At 62.7% G+C, this 15,245-nt stretch carries 13 protein-coding genes; 2 read left to right on the forward strand and 11 right to left on the reverse strand.

Going from position 1 to position 15,245, the window contains the following annotated elements:
• Positions 1-945 (forward strand): tRNA lysidine(34) synthetase TilS, encoded by a 945-nt coding sequence (gene tilS, locus BM173_RS05290; RefSeq protein ID WP_245755764.1) that lies wholly within the window; start codon positions 1-3, stop codon positions 943-945.
• Here tilS and BM173_RS05295 read toward each other — a convergent pair.
• The 8 genes from BM173_RS05295 to rimO form a co-directional block, all read right to left on the reverse strand.
• A complete protein-coding gene (locus BM173_RS05295; RefSeq protein WP_090478069.1) occupies positions 942-1,589 on the reverse strand; it encodes a L,D-transpeptidase family protein in 648 nt (215 codons plus the stop codon). The two genes, tilS and BM173_RS05295, sit on opposite strands and share 4 nt — an antisense overlap.
• 85 nt (positions 1,590-1,674) lie before the next feature.
• Positions 1,675-2,286, reverse strand: coding sequence for a bifunctional 4-hydroxy-2-oxoglutarate aldolase/2-dehydro-3-deoxy-phosphogluconate aldolase (gene eda, locus BM173_RS05300; RefSeq protein ID WP_090478072.1), 612 nt, complete (start codon positions 2,284-2,286; stop codon positions 1,675-1,677).
• Positions 2,283-3,254, reverse strand: a complete 972-nt coding sequence (gene glk / locus BM173_RS05305) for a glucokinase (protein ID WP_090478075.1) — start codon at positions 3,252-3,254, stop codon at positions 2,283-2,285. Before glk ends, eda begins: the two co-directional genes overlap by 4 nt.
• A 3-nt stretch (positions 3,255-3,257) precedes the next feature.
• The gene (gene edd / locus BM173_RS05310; protein WP_090478077.1) at positions 3,258-5,072 is read right to left on the reverse strand and encodes a phosphogluconate dehydratase; all 1,815 of its coding nucleotides are present in this window, start codon (positions 5,070-5,072) and stop codon (positions 3,258-3,260) included.
• Positions 5,065-6,513, reverse strand: coding sequence for a glucose-6-phosphate dehydrogenase (gene zwf / locus BM173_RS05315; protein ID WP_090478080.1), 1,449 nt, complete (start codon positions 6,511-6,513; stop codon positions 5,065-5,067). Before zwf ends, edd begins: the two co-directional genes overlap by 8 nt.
• A gap of 83 nt (positions 6,514-6,596) precedes the next feature.
• Positions 6,597-7,403, reverse strand: coding sequence for a transglutaminase-like domain-containing protein (locus tag BM173_RS05320; protein WP_090478083.1), 807 nt, complete (start codon positions 7,401-7,403; stop codon positions 6,597-6,599).
• Between the two features lie 234 nt (positions 7,404-7,637).
• Complete coding sequence (locus tag BM173_RS05325) at positions 7,638-9,983, reverse strand: EAL domain-containing protein (RefSeq protein ID WP_090478086.1); 2,346 nt, start codon at positions 9,981-9,983, stop codon at positions 7,638-7,640.
• 250 nt (positions 9,984-10,233) lie between these two features.
• On the reverse strand, positions 10,234-11,607 hold the full coding sequence (gene rimO / locus BM173_RS05330; RefSeq protein ID WP_090478087.1) for a 30S ribosomal protein S12 methylthiotransferase RimO: 1,374 nt from the start codon (positions 11,605-11,607) through the stop codon (positions 10,234-10,236).
• 50 nt (positions 11,608-11,657) lie between these two features.
• On the opposite strand from rimO, the gene BM173_RS05335 reads away from it, so the two are divergent.
• Positions 11,658-12,026 (forward strand): DUF1761 domain-containing protein, encoded by a 369-nt coding sequence (locus tag BM173_RS05335; protein ID WP_143089572.1) that lies wholly within the window; start codon positions 11,658-11,660, stop codon positions 12,024-12,026.
• Here the strand turns inward: BM173_RS05335 and BM173_RS05340 are convergent, their stop codons facing one another.
• From BM173_RS05340 to serS, 3 genes are all read right to left on the reverse strand, one after another.
• The gene (locus BM173_RS05340) at positions 12,027-13,121 is read right to left on the reverse strand and encodes a potassium channel family protein (protein WP_090478559.1); all 1,095 of its coding nucleotides are present in this window, start codon (positions 13,119-13,121) and stop codon (positions 12,027-12,029) included. It abuts the gene before it with no gap.
• A gap of 74 nt (positions 13,122-13,195) precedes the next feature.
• On the reverse strand, positions 13,196-13,960 hold the full coding sequence (surE, locus tag BM173_RS05345) for a 5'/3'-nucleotidase SurE (protein WP_090478093.1): 765 nt from the start codon (positions 13,958-13,960) through the stop codon (positions 13,196-13,198).
• Positions 13,957-15,237, reverse strand: a complete 1,281-nt coding sequence (gene serS / locus BM173_RS05350) for a serine--tRNA ligase (protein ID WP_090478562.1) — start codon at positions 15,235-15,237, stop codon at positions 13,957-13,959. Before serS ends, surE begins: the two co-directional genes overlap by 4 nt.
• Positions 15,238-15,245 lie beyond the last annotated feature (8 nt).

A 15,245-nucleotide genomic window follows, 5' to 3' on the forward strand; every position in this document is an offset into this window, starting at 1 on the left:
GTGGCGATCGCCGGTGAATTGATCGATCGATTCCTCGGCGACCTCAATCGGTTGCGCCTCGATCATGAGGTACTTGGCCTCGCCGTGTCTGGCGGGGCCGACAGCATGGCGATGCTGCTGCTTGCAGCCGAGGCTCTGGATACCGAAAGACTGGCAGTCGCCACGGTCGACCATGGCCTGCGGCCCGAGGCGGCGCAGGAATGTGCCCTGGTGGCCGATGCGTGCCGGAAACTGGGCGTCGACTGCGATATCCTCAAGGTGACAGTCGCCGAAGGCAACACGCAGGTACAGGCGCGGATTGCGCGTTACGCCGCGCTGGGCGAGTGGGCGCGCGAACGCGGTATCGAGGCCATTGCGACCGCGCATCATGCCGACGACCAGGCGGAAACGCTTCTCATGCGGATCAATCGCGGCAGCGGGCTGGGCGGGCTTGCAGGTATCCGCTCACGTACGCGGATCGAGGGGTGCGATGCCGATATCCTGCGGCCGCTGCTGGAATTTCGCCGGGATGAACTTCGCACCATCGTCGAAGCGAGCGATTTCGATTTTGTCGACGATCCGAGCAATCACGACGAGCGCTATGACAGGGTCAGGATGCGCAAGGCGCTGGCGGAAGCGGACTGGCTGGACGCCGCCGCACTGGCACGCTCGGCAGCGCATCTGGAGGAGGCGGAGCGTACGCTCCAGTCACTGGCGGACATGAGCTGGGAAGGCTCTGCGGAAGTGAGCGACGATGAAGTCCGCGTCCCCTATACGAACTTGCTGGACACCAATGCACGCATTGTGCGCAGGGCAATGACGACGCTGGGTGCAACGATCACCCTGGGCGAGGTTATCGAGTTCCTGAAAACCGGCCGTGAACGCGCGAATATTGCGGGCATTCTCGTCGAACGCCGCGACGATAGCTATTACTGCAGCAAGGAGCCGCCCCGGCGCAGCGATTAGATGATGGGGTCGCCCACGCCGATGCGCTTGCCATCGGTGATGATGACCTTGTCGCCCTTCTTCGCGATGTCGAACAGACGCGCGGCGAGCGGATCGGGAATGGCGACACAGCCGTGGCTGGCATAGCCGTTCTCCACCTCGGAGCCGCCGTGGATGGCGATCCCGTCCCACGTCAGGCGCAGCGTCCAGGGCATGGGCGCATTGCCGTATTTCTCGGAAACGTTGTGCCGTTCCTTGGTGAGGATCGGGAAGGTGCCTGTCGGCGTGGGATGTTCGTCCGTGCCGAGCATGACGGCAGCGGCACCGATTTCATACCCGTCGCGGAAGATGGAGATGGTGCGCGCCTGAAGGTCCACCGTGATGAGCAGCGGGCCTTCCGGCACGCCCTCGTCGTCCCAGTGCCATTCACCGTATTTGATCGGGCCTTCGATCGGCAGGACCCGGCGGATGGTGAAGGGACGCTTGGCGTCCGCCTCGAGCTTGGCGAGGATTGCCGCTTCTGGCTGGAGCTTTACGGGCGTTGCTGACTCGCGCGCTTCCTCGACTTCGGGCTGCGCGCTGCTGGTCACGCCGAACGCCAGCGCGGCGAGGCCGAGGGCCACCACCAGCGTCGTTCCACCAATCCATCTCAGAATCGCGTTCATGGGCTTGTATATAGGCGATTAGCCTGCGCTTTTCCATGAATGGAGCGAGCGCAGTCCCGTTGCGGAACGGTCGTGGAGGCGGCGCTTACCGTCCCAGTTCGCAGGCCTTGCGCGCCATGTCCTCGACTGCTGCCTCGTCCACCGGGCCGCGCGGCGCGACCCAGCTTCCCCCGACGCAGAGCACCGGGTCGAAAGCCAGCCATTCGCTTGCATTGGCTTCCGAGATACCGCCGGTCGGGCAGAAGCGGCATTGGCCGAACGGGGCTGCCAGAGCCTTGAGCGCAGGCAGGCCGCCTGCCGCCATGGCCGGGAAGAACTTGAAATGCGTGAGGCCGAGGTCCAGCCCGCGCATGATGTCGCCGGCATTGGCGATGCCGGGCAGGAAGGGAATGCCTTCGCGAATGGCTGCCTTGCCCAGCGGTTCGGTCAGGCCGGGCGAGACGATGAATTCGCTGCCCGCCTGGATGGCATTGGCGAGGTCCTGTTGGTTCGTCACCGTGCCTGCACCCACGATCGCTCCATCGACCTGTTTCATCGCGGCAATCGCATCGAGCGCGGCAGGTGTGCGCAAGGTCACTTCGAGCACGCGCAGTCCGCCTGCGACCAGCGCACGGGCGAGTGGGACGGCATGCTCCACCTCGTCGACGACGATCACCGGAATGACCGGCGCAGTTTTCATGATGTCGGCAATGTTCATGCGTGTTCTCTCGCGAAAGCGGCGGCCGCCCCGAACAGGCCGGGCTGCGGATGGGTAATCAGTTTGACCGGGATCGAGGCCATCAGTTCCTGGAAGCGGCCCTTGGCCTTGAAGCGCTCGGCGAAGCCCGACTTCAGCAGGGTTTCGCGGATGCGGTAGCCAAGGCCGCCGGCGATCACGACGCCGCCAAAGCCGCCCTGGGCCAAGGCGATGTCTCCGGCGACGCTGCCGAGCGACATGCAGAAACGGTCGACTGCTGCGGCAGCGAGACTGTCGCTGCCGTCCTGGCCCCGGGTCCAGATGGCGATGTCGTCTTCCTCGGCGACCGGACGTCCCTCCATCGCTGCAAGCGTCTGGTAGATATCGGAAATGGCGGGGCCAGCGACCACGCGTTCGACTGAGACGCGCGTGTGGCGCTTGCGCAGGCGGGCGAGGATGGCATCGTCGATCTGGTCGAGCGGGGCGAAATCGATATGGCCGCCTTCCGTCGCCGACACGCGATAAGTCCCGTCGGGCTCGCGATAGAGATGCGCAACGCCAAGTCCCGTGCCCGGACCGAGCACGCTCAGGCGCCCCGTTGGCGCAAGCGGCTTGTCTGGGCCGGTCAGGTGGATGAACTGGTCTTCGCCGACACGCGCCACGGCATGGGCCACGGCCTCGAAGTCATTGACGATGCAGTAGTTTTCGACGCCCAGCTTCTCCTTCACGAGGCCGGGACGGATGATCCACGGATTGTTGGTGAAGCGGATCACATCGCCGCCCACCGGTCCGGCGATCGCCATGGAAACGTGTGGAGGCAGGCTGCCGCCCATGCGTTCGCGATAATCCTGCCATGCGGTCTGAAAACTGGCGTGGTCTTCGGTGTGGAGCGTTTCGGGCTCGCTCAGCGTGATCGAACCATCGTCATTGATGGTGGCGATGGCGAAACGGGCATGCGTGCCGCCGATATCTACGCTGACGAGTTCCATACCTTACAATCCTGCCATTGCGAGCATCGATGAAGCGCCCTGTTCCGCACCATCGGCATTGACGCGGAACATGGCGTAGAATTCGCGGCCCATGCCCATGTCGGGCGCGGGTTCTTGCGCGGCCTCCCGGCTGTCGAGATCGGCAGTGGTCGAGAGCGTGCCGGTTTCGGCGCAGACCTTCACCACGTCGCCGTCACGCAGCTTGGCCAGCGGTCCGCCGCCCAGTGCCTCGGGCGTGCAATGGATCGCCGCGGGCACCTTCCCGCTGGCGCCGCTCATCCGGCCATCGGTGACGAGGGCCACGCGGTATCCGCGATCCTGCAGGACGCCGAGGGCGGGGGTGAGCTTGTGCAATTCGGGCATGCCGTTTGCGCGTGGCCCCTGAAAGCGGACCACGACCACCACGTCCTTGTCGAGTTCGCCTTTCTTGAAAGCCTCGTTGACCGAATGCTGGTCTTCGAAGACGCGGCAGGGTGCCTCGATGGTCCAGCGTTCGCGTTCCACGGCGGAGGACTTGAAACAGGCGCGGCCGAGATTGCCTTCGACGAGGCGCATGCCGCCGTCGGACTGGAAAGGATCGGATGCGGGGCGCAGCATTTCCGTGTCGCCGCTCGGGCCCGGATCGCGCCATGTCAGCGCATCGCCATCCATGCCCGGTTCGCGCGAATAGGCCTCGAAACCGCCGTCCCATACGGTCAGGATATCTGCGTGGGCGAGCCCTTCGTCGAGCAGCGTGCCGATCACATAGCCCATGCCGCCCGCGTCGTGGAAATGGTTCACATCGCCCGAACCGTTGGGATAGACGCGCGCGACCAGCGGTACTGCGCGCGACAGTTCGGCAAGATCGCTCCAGTCGAAGCGGATGCCTGCCGCCCGCGCCATCGCGGGGATGTGGATCGCATGGTTGGTTGAGCCGCCTGTCGCCAGCAGGCCGATGGCAGCATTGATGATCGCCTTTTCGTCGACGACGCGGGACAGCGGACGGAAGTCGTCCCCTTCCTTGCGGATCGCGGCCAGTCGGTGCGTGGCGGAACGCGTCAGTTCCTGGCGCAGCTTCGCGCCCGGCGGGACGAAGGCCGCGCCCGGAACGTGCAGGCCCATCATCTCCATCATCATCTGATTGGAATTGGCGGTGCCGTAGAATGTGCAGGTGCCGGGCGAATGGTAGCTGCCCATCTCGCTCGCCAGAAGCTCGTCTCGCCCGACCTTTCCTTCCGCGTAGAGCTGGCGGGTGCGCTGCTTTTCCTTGTTGGAAATGCCGGTGCCCATGGGACCCGACGGGACGAAGATCGTCGGCAGGTGGCCGAAGCGCAGGGCGCCCATGAGGAGGCCGGGGACGATCTTGTCGCAGATACCGAGTAGCGCGACGCCGTCATACATGGCGTGGCTGAGCGCGACGATGGTGCTGAGCGCAATCGTGTCGCGGCTGAAGAGCGACAACTCCATGCCGTCCTGGCCTTGCGTCACGCCGTCGCACATTGCGGGGGTGCCGCCTGCGACCTGCACTGTCGCGCCGACCTCGCGCGCCCAGATTTTCATGCGTTCCGGGTAGCGGTGGTAGGGCTGGTGGGCCGACAACATGTCGTTGTAGGCGGTGACGATGCCGAGGTTCGGGCCTTGCGCCGCCTTGATCGCATTCTGGTCGTCCTCTGCGCCCGCAAAGGCGTGGGCGAGGTTGGAGCAAGACAGTGAATGGCGATCGACCTGGCGGTCACCTTCGCGGTCCATCAGGTCCAGATAGGCGGAGCGGCTGTCGCGCGAATTGGCGATCACGCGCTCGGTCACCCGGGCGATCGTATCGTTGAGCGGTTTAGTCATCGTGCCAGGTTACCCCGTCGCGTTCGGCAAGCGCGATGGCCGCGCTGGGCCCCCATGAACCTGCTGAATAGGTCTTGGGTTTCATATCGTTCTCTGCCCACAGCGCGCGGATCTGGTCGATCCACTCCCATTGGGCCTCCACCTCGTCGCGGCGCACGAACAGCGTCTGGTCGCCTTCGATCAGGTCGAGCAGCAGGCGTTCGTAAGCGATGCGGCGCACGGTGTCGGAAAAGGCATCCGGCATTGCGATGTCCAGCGGTACAGGGCGCAGGCGCAAACCTTCGCGGCCTAGGCCCGGGACCTTCGCCATCATCGACAGCTGGATGTTTTCCTTCGGCTGGATCTCGATGACCAGCCGGTTCGGCTGCGTCACCGCGCCGCGTCCCTCGAATATGGAGTGAGGGATACAGCGGAACTGGATAACGATTTCGGTTACGCGTTCGGGCAGGCGCTTGCCGTGCCTCAGGTAGAAGGGAACGCCGCGCCAGCGCCAGTTGTCGACATGCGCTTTGACCGCAACGAAGGTTTCCGTGTCGCTTTCCTTGCCCAGTTCCTCGTCGTAACCGGGCACGCTCTTCCCGTCGACGGCCCCGGCGCGATACTGGCCGGTGACCACTTCGGACTGGGACACTTCGCGAAGCGCCCGCAGGACCTTGACCTTTTCATCGCGCACGGCAGTGGAATCGAAGCTCGTCGGCGGCTCCATCGCGACCAGCGCAAGCAGCTGCAGCATATGGTTCTGGACCATGTCGCGCAGGGCGCCGCTATCGTCATAATAGGCGACGCGCGATTCCAGGCCCACCGTCTCCGCCACCGTGATCTGGACATGCTCGATGTAATTGGAATTCCATACTGGCTCGAACAGGATGTTGGCAAAGCGCAGCGCCAGAAGGTTCTGCACGGTCTCCTTGCCGAGATAATGGTCGATGCGGAAAATGCGGTGTTCGGGAAAGGCCTTGGCCACCGCATCGTTGATCTCGCAGCTGCTGTCGAAATCGGTGCCGAGCGGCTTTTCCAGTGCGATGCGCGCATTGCCGCGGGTCAGTCCGACACGTTCGAGCCCACTGATGGTCGGTTCGAACAGGCTGGGTGCGGTCGACAGGAAGATCGCCAGCCCATCATATTCGCCCACTTCCTCTGCAAGCTTGTCATAGCCTTCGGGCGTAGTCGCATCGACCGGTACGTACCTCAGCCGGTTGAGGAAATCGGCCATGCCGCCGCGGCGGTGCTTGGGGAGGAATTTTTCCAGCGCTTCCCGCGCGAAGTTGCGGAATTCATGGGTGCTCATCTCCGACCGGGCGGTGCAGACGATGCACAGGTCCTGGTCGAGCAAGCCGTCGGAATTGAGCGCGCAAAGCGAAGGTAGTAGCATCCGCTGCGACAGGTCGCCGGTGGCTCCGAACAGGAGCAGGCGATCGGCGGTGAAGGCTAGCTCTGGCATGTACCGTCCATTGGCGGCTGTTCTCCCCTTTGTCATTCAGTCGTCTATCAGGGCGCGCGATTGGGCGCCAGACAGGTGCATTCCTATTCTTGGGCGACGTGCGTCACGCTGACCGAACTGCGCTTGAAGTCGCTCATGCCGAAGGTGGTCAGAAAGCTGACGTCTGCCGCATCGCGCCCGATACCGATCTTCACCGTTTCCGCCGGATCGGCCATCCCGGTTGGGTCCACCAGCTGCCAGCTGCCTCCACCGTCAAGTTCGGGATCTTCCAGAAACACTTCGGCAACGGCATGGAAATCCTGCGGATCGACACCGGGCGCATAGCAAGCGACGTAACGCGCCGGGATGGTACTCGCCCGCGCCATCACGATCATCGTATGGGCATAGTCGCGGCAGATCCCGCGCCTCTCGACGAAGCTGTCGAGCGCAGTGGTGTGGGGGCCTGACGCTCCGGGCGAATAGGTGAAATTCGACGCGATCCAGTCGCGGATTGCAGCGATCCGGGCACCTCCGGTGGTGTCGCCGAACTCGTCTTCGACGAAGGTCTGGAACCGGTCGCTCGGGCAATAGCGGCTGTCGAAGAGGTATTCGACCGCTTCACCTGGAAGCTGGTGCGGGGGGAGGGCAGTGCGGCCCTCCACCTGGGATACTTGCCGCATGATCTCCACATCGGCTTGGTACTCTACCTCGAACAAGCCGTTCGCACGTACCCAGATGCGCTCACCGATGTCGTCTTGAGCTGCGACACGGGCCTCGTGGATAGCCGGGCTCAGCTTGGTGCCGTGAGAGATGATCCGCTGCTCCGGTATCGCCGCGGCTTCGAACTGCAGCAAGACATCGGTCTCGCATTCCAGGGAAAAGGCGAAGCTGCTTTCGATCCTGATGGGCATGAGATGGCAACGCAGCGGCGCCGACAATGTTTCAGGCCTGACACGTGAACGGATGCCCAAAAAAAGAAAGGGCCCCGTGAGGGGCCCTCTCAAATTCTTTACTGGCTTGTGACGGTTACCCGTTACTTCCTACGGCCGCCCATAAGCCAGCCCCAAAAATCCCACATGGTTTGCCTCCTGTTGTGGTTTCAACAGGAAGTAATCCATTAACTATGTCTGTTTGTAAAGCGTTAACTACGTTCCGGTCTGCGACCTCTCGTAGGAATCCTTGAATTCCAATAGGTTAGTCAGTGACAGCGGCCGGGCCAATGCATAGCCCTGGACGTAGCGACAGCCAATTTCGTTAAGGATTTGAAGGGTTTTGTCGTCCTCGGCCCCTTCTGCAACGACAGTGATTCGCGCAGCCCTGCCCATCGCGATAATACTGGAAGCAATGGCCTTGGCCTTTTCGCTACGTGAAATAGAATCGACAAAAAGGCGGTCGATTTTCAATTCATCGAACGGAAGTCCGTAAAACGTTTCGAAGTTGGCTGCGCCTACACCAAAATCATCCATCGAAATCTTCAGTCCGAGAGATTTCAATTCGTCGAGAATAGTTGCTGCCTTGGCAAGGTCCCCGATACGTGCGGTCTCGGTGATTTCCAGGATCAGGGACTGCGGATCGAAGCCCGTGGCCTGGAGCGTGTTACGCACGATGCCGACGATCCGCATATCGTTGAGCAGGGTCGCCGAGATGTTCACGGACATGGAAACGCCAGAACCGCGGAAGTGCATAAGGCGACCGGCGTTGCATGCGGTTTGCAGAACGTACCGCGTGAGGTGTTCCATGCGCCCGGCCTTTTCGCACTGGGCGATAAACTTGATCGGAGAAATGAATCCCCGTTCCGGATCATGCCAGCGCACCAGCGCTTCGACGCCGGTAAGAGAGCCTGAGATCATGTCGATCTTCGGCTGGTAGACGCAGTAGATCTCACCGGCTTCCATGGCCGCGTCGATGCGCGCGCGGAGCGAAATGTCCCACAATTCGTCATGGTGCGAGGCGATCTGAGCGATCTTGATTGGTTCATGCGCCTCGGAAGTCTCTTCCGCTGCTGCTGCGGCCGCGGCGACCGAATTGCGACCTGCCTCACCGATCGATGCGACGCCGAAGGTGATGCCGACGTCGACACTTTCCGAGCCGACCTTGATCGGCGCGGCGAAGATTGCACGCAGGCCTTCCAGATGTTCGATCAGGCGGCTGGTATCGCGCTCGGTCGAATGCCAAGCGAGGAAGTGCCCGTCGATATAGATGGCGAGTTCCTGGTCGGCAGCCCGAAGACGATCGACGAGGCGCAAGATGTAGCTCGACCGCTCAGCCGAACCCAGTGTTTTGAGCACTTGCTCGAGGCCCTGCAGGCGGGCAACGACGATATGGCCGCTGCGGAGAAAGTTTTGCGAAACGGCACGTTCAATGACACGCAGTTTCTCGAGGCCAGTGTCATTATCGATGTTCGCCACGCGCAGGCGCCAACGCGCTCTGGACCGCTGGGCAGCATAAACGAACAGAAGCATTCCGGCGTAGGCCAACTCGGTGCGGAAGCCCAAATATGCGCCCCCGAACAATGCGCCAGGTAGAGCCAGTGCGATGGCTGCGTAGGCGAACCGGCGGACTTTCTTTCGACGGGAAAGAAGTATCGCCGCGGCGAGCGCCGCAGCGAATGCAAGGGTCAGCGGGAATGCCCCGACGAAACCGTCACGGCCCGACTTGAACGTTTCGGCTGCGTAGATCGCCGGATAGCTGGGCGGCGGGTTGTACTTGCCGGGGATCGAGAGGTCGGCCCCACTGTCGGAGCTTGCCGGACCGACAACAATCGCCTTTCCTTTGAGGCTCGAGCTCGCAATGTCGCCGCCAATCAATTGCGCCAGCCGATAGGCAGGGATGAGATCGGGGTCGAAGCCGTAGTCGATCAGAACTTCGTCGCGCGAGAATTTCTCCTGACCGGCCAGAGATGCTGCGAATAGCGGTGTCTCTTCGTAAATCTCGTGGGTGGCGTCCATCTTCCACGTATAGCCAAGCCAGTTCGTCCAACGATCAGTGCTGACCCTTCCGCCACCGCTGTCGAACAGTGCGTCGGACCGGAGAACCTCTTCGTCTCCACCCAGTGACGGCTTGACCTGGTCGACCAATATCAGATCGTTTCCGTAAGCCTTAATCGCCTCTGCGAGACGCGCGTCGGCAAGCGTGTCATCGCCCTTGTGGAGGATAAAATCGAGGTAGACCTTCGAAGCTCCTGCTTCGCGCAATCGATCCAGGCCGTCAGCCAGTTGCCTTCGTTCCGCTGCCCTCGATGGTCCTTCCACATCGACTGCGGAACCGACGAAAACGATATCTCCCGAAGGCTGTTGGTTGGCGGCCCTCGACTGGATCATCCAAAGGAACTGATCAAGCGGCCCCAGCATCATCGTTGCAAGCATGACGAACGCCACCGCGCCCGACCAGAGCAGGTGTTGCAGGCGCTTCAGTTTACCTTCGGATCGCTCGCCCGAAGGCTTGCGATCACGCGGTTCCGGCGCCGGGGCGAGGGTGGTTTTCTCGTCCATCGCCTGCCCCTATGAGGGGATTAATCTTAAAAATGTTTCAACGTCGCAGCGGATTTCTGCGGGTGACGCAGGGAAACGGCCCGTCTCGATGGTTAAGGCCGCTTAAGAGGCTAGCGTTAACGGCTGGACCGCCTGGCGGGCGTTGCACTCTCCGTACGGTTTGCAAAAGTTACGCAATACCGGTGGTTTACGATGGCAAATGTCGGTCGGCTAATATCTTAAAATCCGGGGTCCGGGCGCGGCGAAGAATTTACGCAATGACGCCGAAAAGGTCGTGCTCGTCCGCGTCCTCGATTTTCGCGGATACGATTGCGCCGGGCGCAAGGTCCTGCGGGACATTGCGCAGATAGACCGCGCCATCGATCTCCGGCGCGTCGGCCTGGCTGCGACCGGTCGCTCCGACATCGCCGTCTTCATCGGGCAAGCCCACTTCGTCGATGATGACCGGAAGCGTGCGTCCGACCTTGGCCTGGAGCTTCTCCGCGCTGATGCGGGCGGTCACTTCCATGATCCGCGCATAACGCTCTTCCTTGACTTCCTCGGGCACGGGATCGGGGAGCGCATTCGCCTGCGCACCTTCCACCGGCTCGAAACGAAACGCCCCGACGCGGTCGAGTTGTGCTTCTTCCAGCCAGTCGAGCAGGTATTGGAAGTCTTCTTCGGTCTCGCCGGGGAAGCCGACCACGAAACTCGAGCGGACCGCGATGTCGGGGCAGATAGAACGCCAGTTCTTGAGGCGGTCGAGCACCTTAGCCTCGTTCGCCGGCCGCTTCATGGCGCGCAAAACCTTCGGGCTCGCGTGCTGGAAGGGGATGTCGAGATAGGGTGTCAGAAGCCCCTCGGCCATGAGCGGGATGACTGCATCGACATGCGGATAGGGGTAGACGTAGTGCAAGCGGACCCACGGAGGCATTCCGCCGCCGATATCGAGTTTGCCGAGTTCGCGCGCCAGGTCGGTCATGTGCGCACGGACGGGATTGCCCTTCCACTGGCGCTCTTCATGGCGTGTGTCGACGCCATAGGCAGAGGTGTCCTGGCTTATGACCAGCAGTTCCTTCGTGCCCGCTGCAACCAGCTTTTCGGCTTCGCGCAGCACGGCATCGATCCGGCGGCTGGCCAGCTTTCCGCGCAGATCCGGGATGATGCAGAAGGCGCAGGAGTGGTTGCAGCCCTCGGAAATCTTCAGATAGCTGTAATGGCGCGGCGTGAGCTTCACGTCTGGCTGCGGGATCAGGTCGACGAACGGCCCCTGGCTCGGCGGTGCGTGTTCGTGCACGGCCTCGACGACCTGCTCGTACTGGTGCGCGCCGGTAACGGCCAGGACGCTGGGATGTGCAGCGCGGATGACATCGGCCTCTTCGCCCATGCATCCGGTCACGATCACGCGGCCATTCTCGGAAATTGCTTCGCCAATGGCCTGCAGGCTCTCTTCCTTGGCGCTGTCTAGGAAGCCGCAGGTGTTCACCAGCACCACGTCGGCGCCGGCGTAATCGGGGCTCATCGCATAGCCGTCCGCACGCAGGCGCGTGAGGATGCGCTCGCTGTCTACGAGGGCCTTGGGGCATCCGAGGGAAACCATGCCGACCTTTTTCTGGTCGGGGATCGAGGAGGTTGTGCTGGTCATGATTGGGCGGCCCTCTACACCAAGCCTGCGATGCGCGCTAGGAGGGACGAATGGGACCTGTTAATTGGATTGCCGTCGGAGGTGGCTGGGCCGTGGCGGCACTGCTGGGCGTCTTGTTCTATGGCCGGAAGGCGCTGCCGGGAGAAAAGTTCGAACTGCACCTGCTCGCAGCCATCCTTCTTGCGGTCAGTGCAGCGATGATCGGGCATATGCTGGCGCGAGTCGGCGTTGCGACCTTGCAGGCAAAACCCTGGCTCTATTTCATGATGACCGGCGGTCTTGCGCTGACCTTCATTGGACCGGCGCTGGTCATCACCGCAGTGCGCCGAGAGAGCGAGCTGCTCCAAGCCCTGTTCGACTGGTCGTACTGGCTTGCCGCCTATCTTGCGATCGGCGGGGTCTTCTTGCTGCTCGATTGATCAAGCTTCGGCGCGCTTGCGATCATCGGCGACGTGGCCGTCGCCCTTTTTCTCGCCATTGGGCGTTGCAATGATCTCGACGATGATGTCGCCCTTCTGAAGGTTCTGGCACTCGTCTTCCCAGAAGCCGATCGCGCGTCCGTTGCGATAGACGCGAAGGCCGCGCCCGCCGGTCGTCAGGTCGCCGATCGCACAGCCGCATTCCTCTTCGGTCACTTCGCGTTCGACCAGCTGGACGCGGCCCGAAACGGAGGCGAGGTCGGCGAGATATTCCGCGATGTGTTCGCCCTTGGCCGAGCCTGCCAGCAAAAGGCCGGTGAAGCGGACCGGGTTGATGACGTTGTTGGCGCCTGCCTGACGTGCGAGTGATTCGTTGTCGTCCGCGCGCACGACGACGCTGATCGGGACATTCGGCGCAAGTGCGCGAACGGTCAGCACGATCAGGATCGAGGTATCGTCGCGGCCTGCGGAAACGAGGACGTTCTGCGCTTCCGATATGCGTACTGCCTTGAGCGTCGTGTCGCGCGTGGCATCGGCAGCCATCACGTTGCAACCAAGCGCTTCCGCGTCGGCCAGCCTTTCCTCGCTCGGGTCGATAACGACGATGCAGGATGGGTCGGTGCCGCGCTCGATCAGTTCCGCGACCGATTCGGAACCGGAGATGCCATAGCCCAGGACCACGATATGGTCCGAAAGCTGTTCCTGGATGCGGGCCATGCGCCATTTCTCCCAGCTGCGCTTGATGATGAAATTGTAGGCTGTGCCCACGAAAATGAAGAATACTGCGAAACGGATCGGGGTCACGATGACGGCCTCCACCAGGCGCGCCCGGTCCGAAATCGGGGCGATATCGCCGAAGCCCGTGGTCGTGATCGAGATCATCGTGAAGTAGATCACGTCAAGGAAGCTGACTTCCCCGTCGAGATTGTCGACCAGCCCTTCGCGGTCCCACCAGTGGACCATGACCACGATCGCGATCAGGAAAAGCGCCAGCCCCAGCCTGATGCCGAGGTCGCCCCATACGGGGATCTTCACCGCGCGGCGCAGCGGTTTGAAGCGAGGGCCGCGGTAAGCCCGCGGGCTCTTGTCCGGCATGATCCGGTCGATCTGCTTTTGCCTGCTCATTCAGACAAGTAGGTGGGCGAGCGGGGCGGGACGGTCAAGACCGGTTAGTCCTCGTACCGTTCGCCCAGCGCGCCGAGCGAGGCGTGGTGGGTGAGGTCGAGGTGCAGCGGCGTGACCGAAACGAAGCCTTCCTCGATCGCTTCAAGGTCGGTCCCGTGGTCCAGCGTATGCTCGATCGGGTCGAGCCCGAACCAGAAATATTCGAAGCCACGCGGATCGCGACCTTCGACCACGGTGCCGCGCGAATAGTCGTGAAATCCCTGCCGCGTCGCGCGGATGCCGCGCACTTCGCTGCCCGGGCGGGGCGGGAAGTTGATATTGACCAGCGTGCGCTTGGGCAGGGGCGTGTCGAGCAAGGGGGCAAGGACACGTTCACCCCATTCAACCGCCGCGCCGAACTGGACGCCGTTGCCGAGACCTTCCTTCGCGTAGACCTGGCTGAGCGCGATGGAGCGGATGCCGGCCAAGGCGCCTTCGATGGCCGCCGATACCGTGCCCGAATAGGTGATGTCATCGCCGAGGTTCGCCCCGCGATTGACGCCGGACAGGATAAGGTCGGGCGGTCCGTCCATGACCTTGCGCAGGCCCATCGTGACGGAATCGGTCGGTGTGCCGGTGACGGAAAAGCGACGGTCGTCGTGCTTGCGCAGGCGCACGGGCCGCGTCAGCGTGAGCGCATGGCCCATGCCCGACTGCTCCTCGTCGGGTGCACAGATCCAGATGTCGTCGGAAAACTTGCGCGCGATACCTTCCAGCACTTCAAGGCCCGGTGCGCGGATGCCGTCGTCATTGGTAAGGAGGATCCTCATGCCGCAGGCTCCAGCTTCGTGACGCCGCCCATGTAGGGGGCGAGGGCTTCGGGTACGGTCACGCTGCCGTCCTCGTTCTGGTAATTCTCCATCACCGCAACCAGCGTGCGACCGACTGCGAGGCCCGAACCGTTGAGGGTATGGAGGAAGCGCGTCTTCTTCTCGCCTTCGGGCTTGTAGCGCGCATTCATGCGGCGCGCCTGGAATTCGCCCGTGTTCGAGCAGGAAGAAATCTCGCGATAGGCACCCTGTCCGGGCAGCCAGACTTCGAGATCGAAAGTCTTGCGCGCACCGAAGCCCATGTCGCCGACACACAGCAGCATCTTGCGATAGGGAAGCTCCAGCGCCTTCAGGATGCCCTCTGCGCAGTGGGTCATGCGCTCGTGCTCTGCCTCGCTGTCTTCGGGGCGGCAGATGCTGACCATCTCGACCTTTTCGAACTGGTGCTGGCGGATGAACCCGCGTGTATCCTTGCCGGCAGAGCCCGCTTCGCTGCGGAAACACAGCGTGTGTGCGGTAAGGCGGATGGGTTCGACCGGTTCGGGAATGATCTGGTCCGCGACCGAGGCGGTCAGGGGCACTTCGGAGGTCGGGATGAGCCAGCGGCCGTCGGTGGTCTGGAAACTATCCTCCGCAAACTTGGGCAGCTTGTCGGTGCCGTACATGGCATCGTCGTTCACCAGCACCGGCGGATTGCATTCGGTATAGCCGTTTTCGCGGGTCTGCTTGTCGAGCATGAACTGGGCGAGCGCGCGGTGGAGGCGGGCCATGTCTCCGCGCAGGAAGGTGAAACGCGCACCCGACAGCTTCGCGCCGGTTTCGAAATCCATGCCGAGCGCCGGGCCGATATCGGCGTGTTCCTTGGGCTCGAAAGCGAAGTCGCGCTTGTCGCCCCAGCGCGAGACTTCGACGTTGTCGTCCTCGCTCTGCCCTTCCGGCACATCGTCGGCGGGCAGGTTGGGAAGGCGTGCCAAGAGGTCGTCGAGCTCGGCGCCGGTTTCGCGTTCGGCCTCCTCCCATTCGGGCATGGAGGCCTTGATCTCGGCCACTTCGGCCTTCAACGCCTCGGCCTTGTCCTTGTCGCCCTGGCCCATTGCCTGTCCGATCGCCTTGGATGCCTCGTTACGGCGGCTCTGGGCCTCCTGGACGCGGGTCTGCGCCTCGCGCTTGCGGGCGTCGAGCGCGAGGATGCGGTCGGATACGGCTTCCCCGCCGCGCCTCGTCATGGCGGCATCGAAGTCGGACGGATTGGCTCTGATAAAGGCGATGTCGTGCATGGTGCGCG

The organism is Qipengyuania nanhaisediminis (assembly GCF_900115585.1).
In the GTDB taxonomy this organism is placed as follows: domain Bacteria; phylum Pseudomonadota; class Alphaproteobacteria; order Sphingomonadales; family Sphingomonadaceae; genus Qipengyuania; species Qipengyuania nanhaisediminis.

What these genes read in the sequence shown, in the direction of transcription:
- BM173_RS05295 (WP_090478069.1), bottom strand. Translation starts at nt 1,589, where the DNA reads ATGAACGCGATTCTGAGATGGATTGGTGGAACGACGCTGGTGGTGGCC.
- eda (WP_090478072.1), bottom strand. Translation starts at nt 2,286, where the DNA reads ATGAACATTGCCGACATCATGAAAACTGCGCCGGTCATTCCGGTGATC.
- glk (WP_090478075.1), bottom strand. Translation starts at nt 3,254, where the DNA reads ATGGAACTCGTCAGCGTAGATATCGGCGGCACGCATGCCCGTTTCGCC.
- edd (WP_090478077.1), bottom strand. Translation starts at nt 5,072, where the DNA reads ATGACTAAACCGCTCAACGATACGATCGCCCGGGTGACCGAGCGCGTG.
- zwf (WP_090478080.1), bottom strand. Translation starts at nt 6,513, where the DNA reads ATGCCAGAGCTAGCCTTCACCGCCGATCGCCTGCTCCTGTTCGGAGCC.
- BM173_RS05320 (WP_090478083.1), bottom strand. Translation starts at nt 7,403, where the DNA reads ATGCCCATCAGGATCGAAAGCAGCTTCGCCTTTTCCCTGGAATGCGAG.
- BM173_RS05325 (WP_090478086.1), bottom strand. Translation starts at nt 9,983, where the DNA reads ATGGACGAGAAAACCACCCTCGCCCCGGCGCCGGAACCGCGTGATCGC.
- rimO (WP_090478087.1), bottom strand. Translation starts at nt 11,607, where the DNA reads ATGACCAGCACAACCTCCTCGATCCCCGACCAGAAAAAGGTCGGCATG.
- BM173_RS05335 (WP_143089572.1), top strand. Translation starts at nt 11,658, where the DNA reads ATGGGACCTGTTAATTGGATTGCCGTCGGAGGTGGCTGGGCCGTGGCG.
- BM173_RS05340 (WP_090478559.1), bottom strand. Translation starts at nt 13,121, where the DNA reads ATGCCGGACAAGAGCCCGCGGGCTTACCGCGGCCCTCGCTTCAAACCG.
- surE (WP_090478093.1), bottom strand. Translation starts at nt 13,960, where the DNA reads ATGAGGATCCTCCTTACCAATGACGACGGCATCCGCGCACCGGGCCTT.
- serS (WP_090478562.1), bottom strand. Translation starts at nt 15,237, where the DNA reads ATGCACGACATCGCCTTTATCAGAGCCAATCCGTCCGACTTCGATGCC.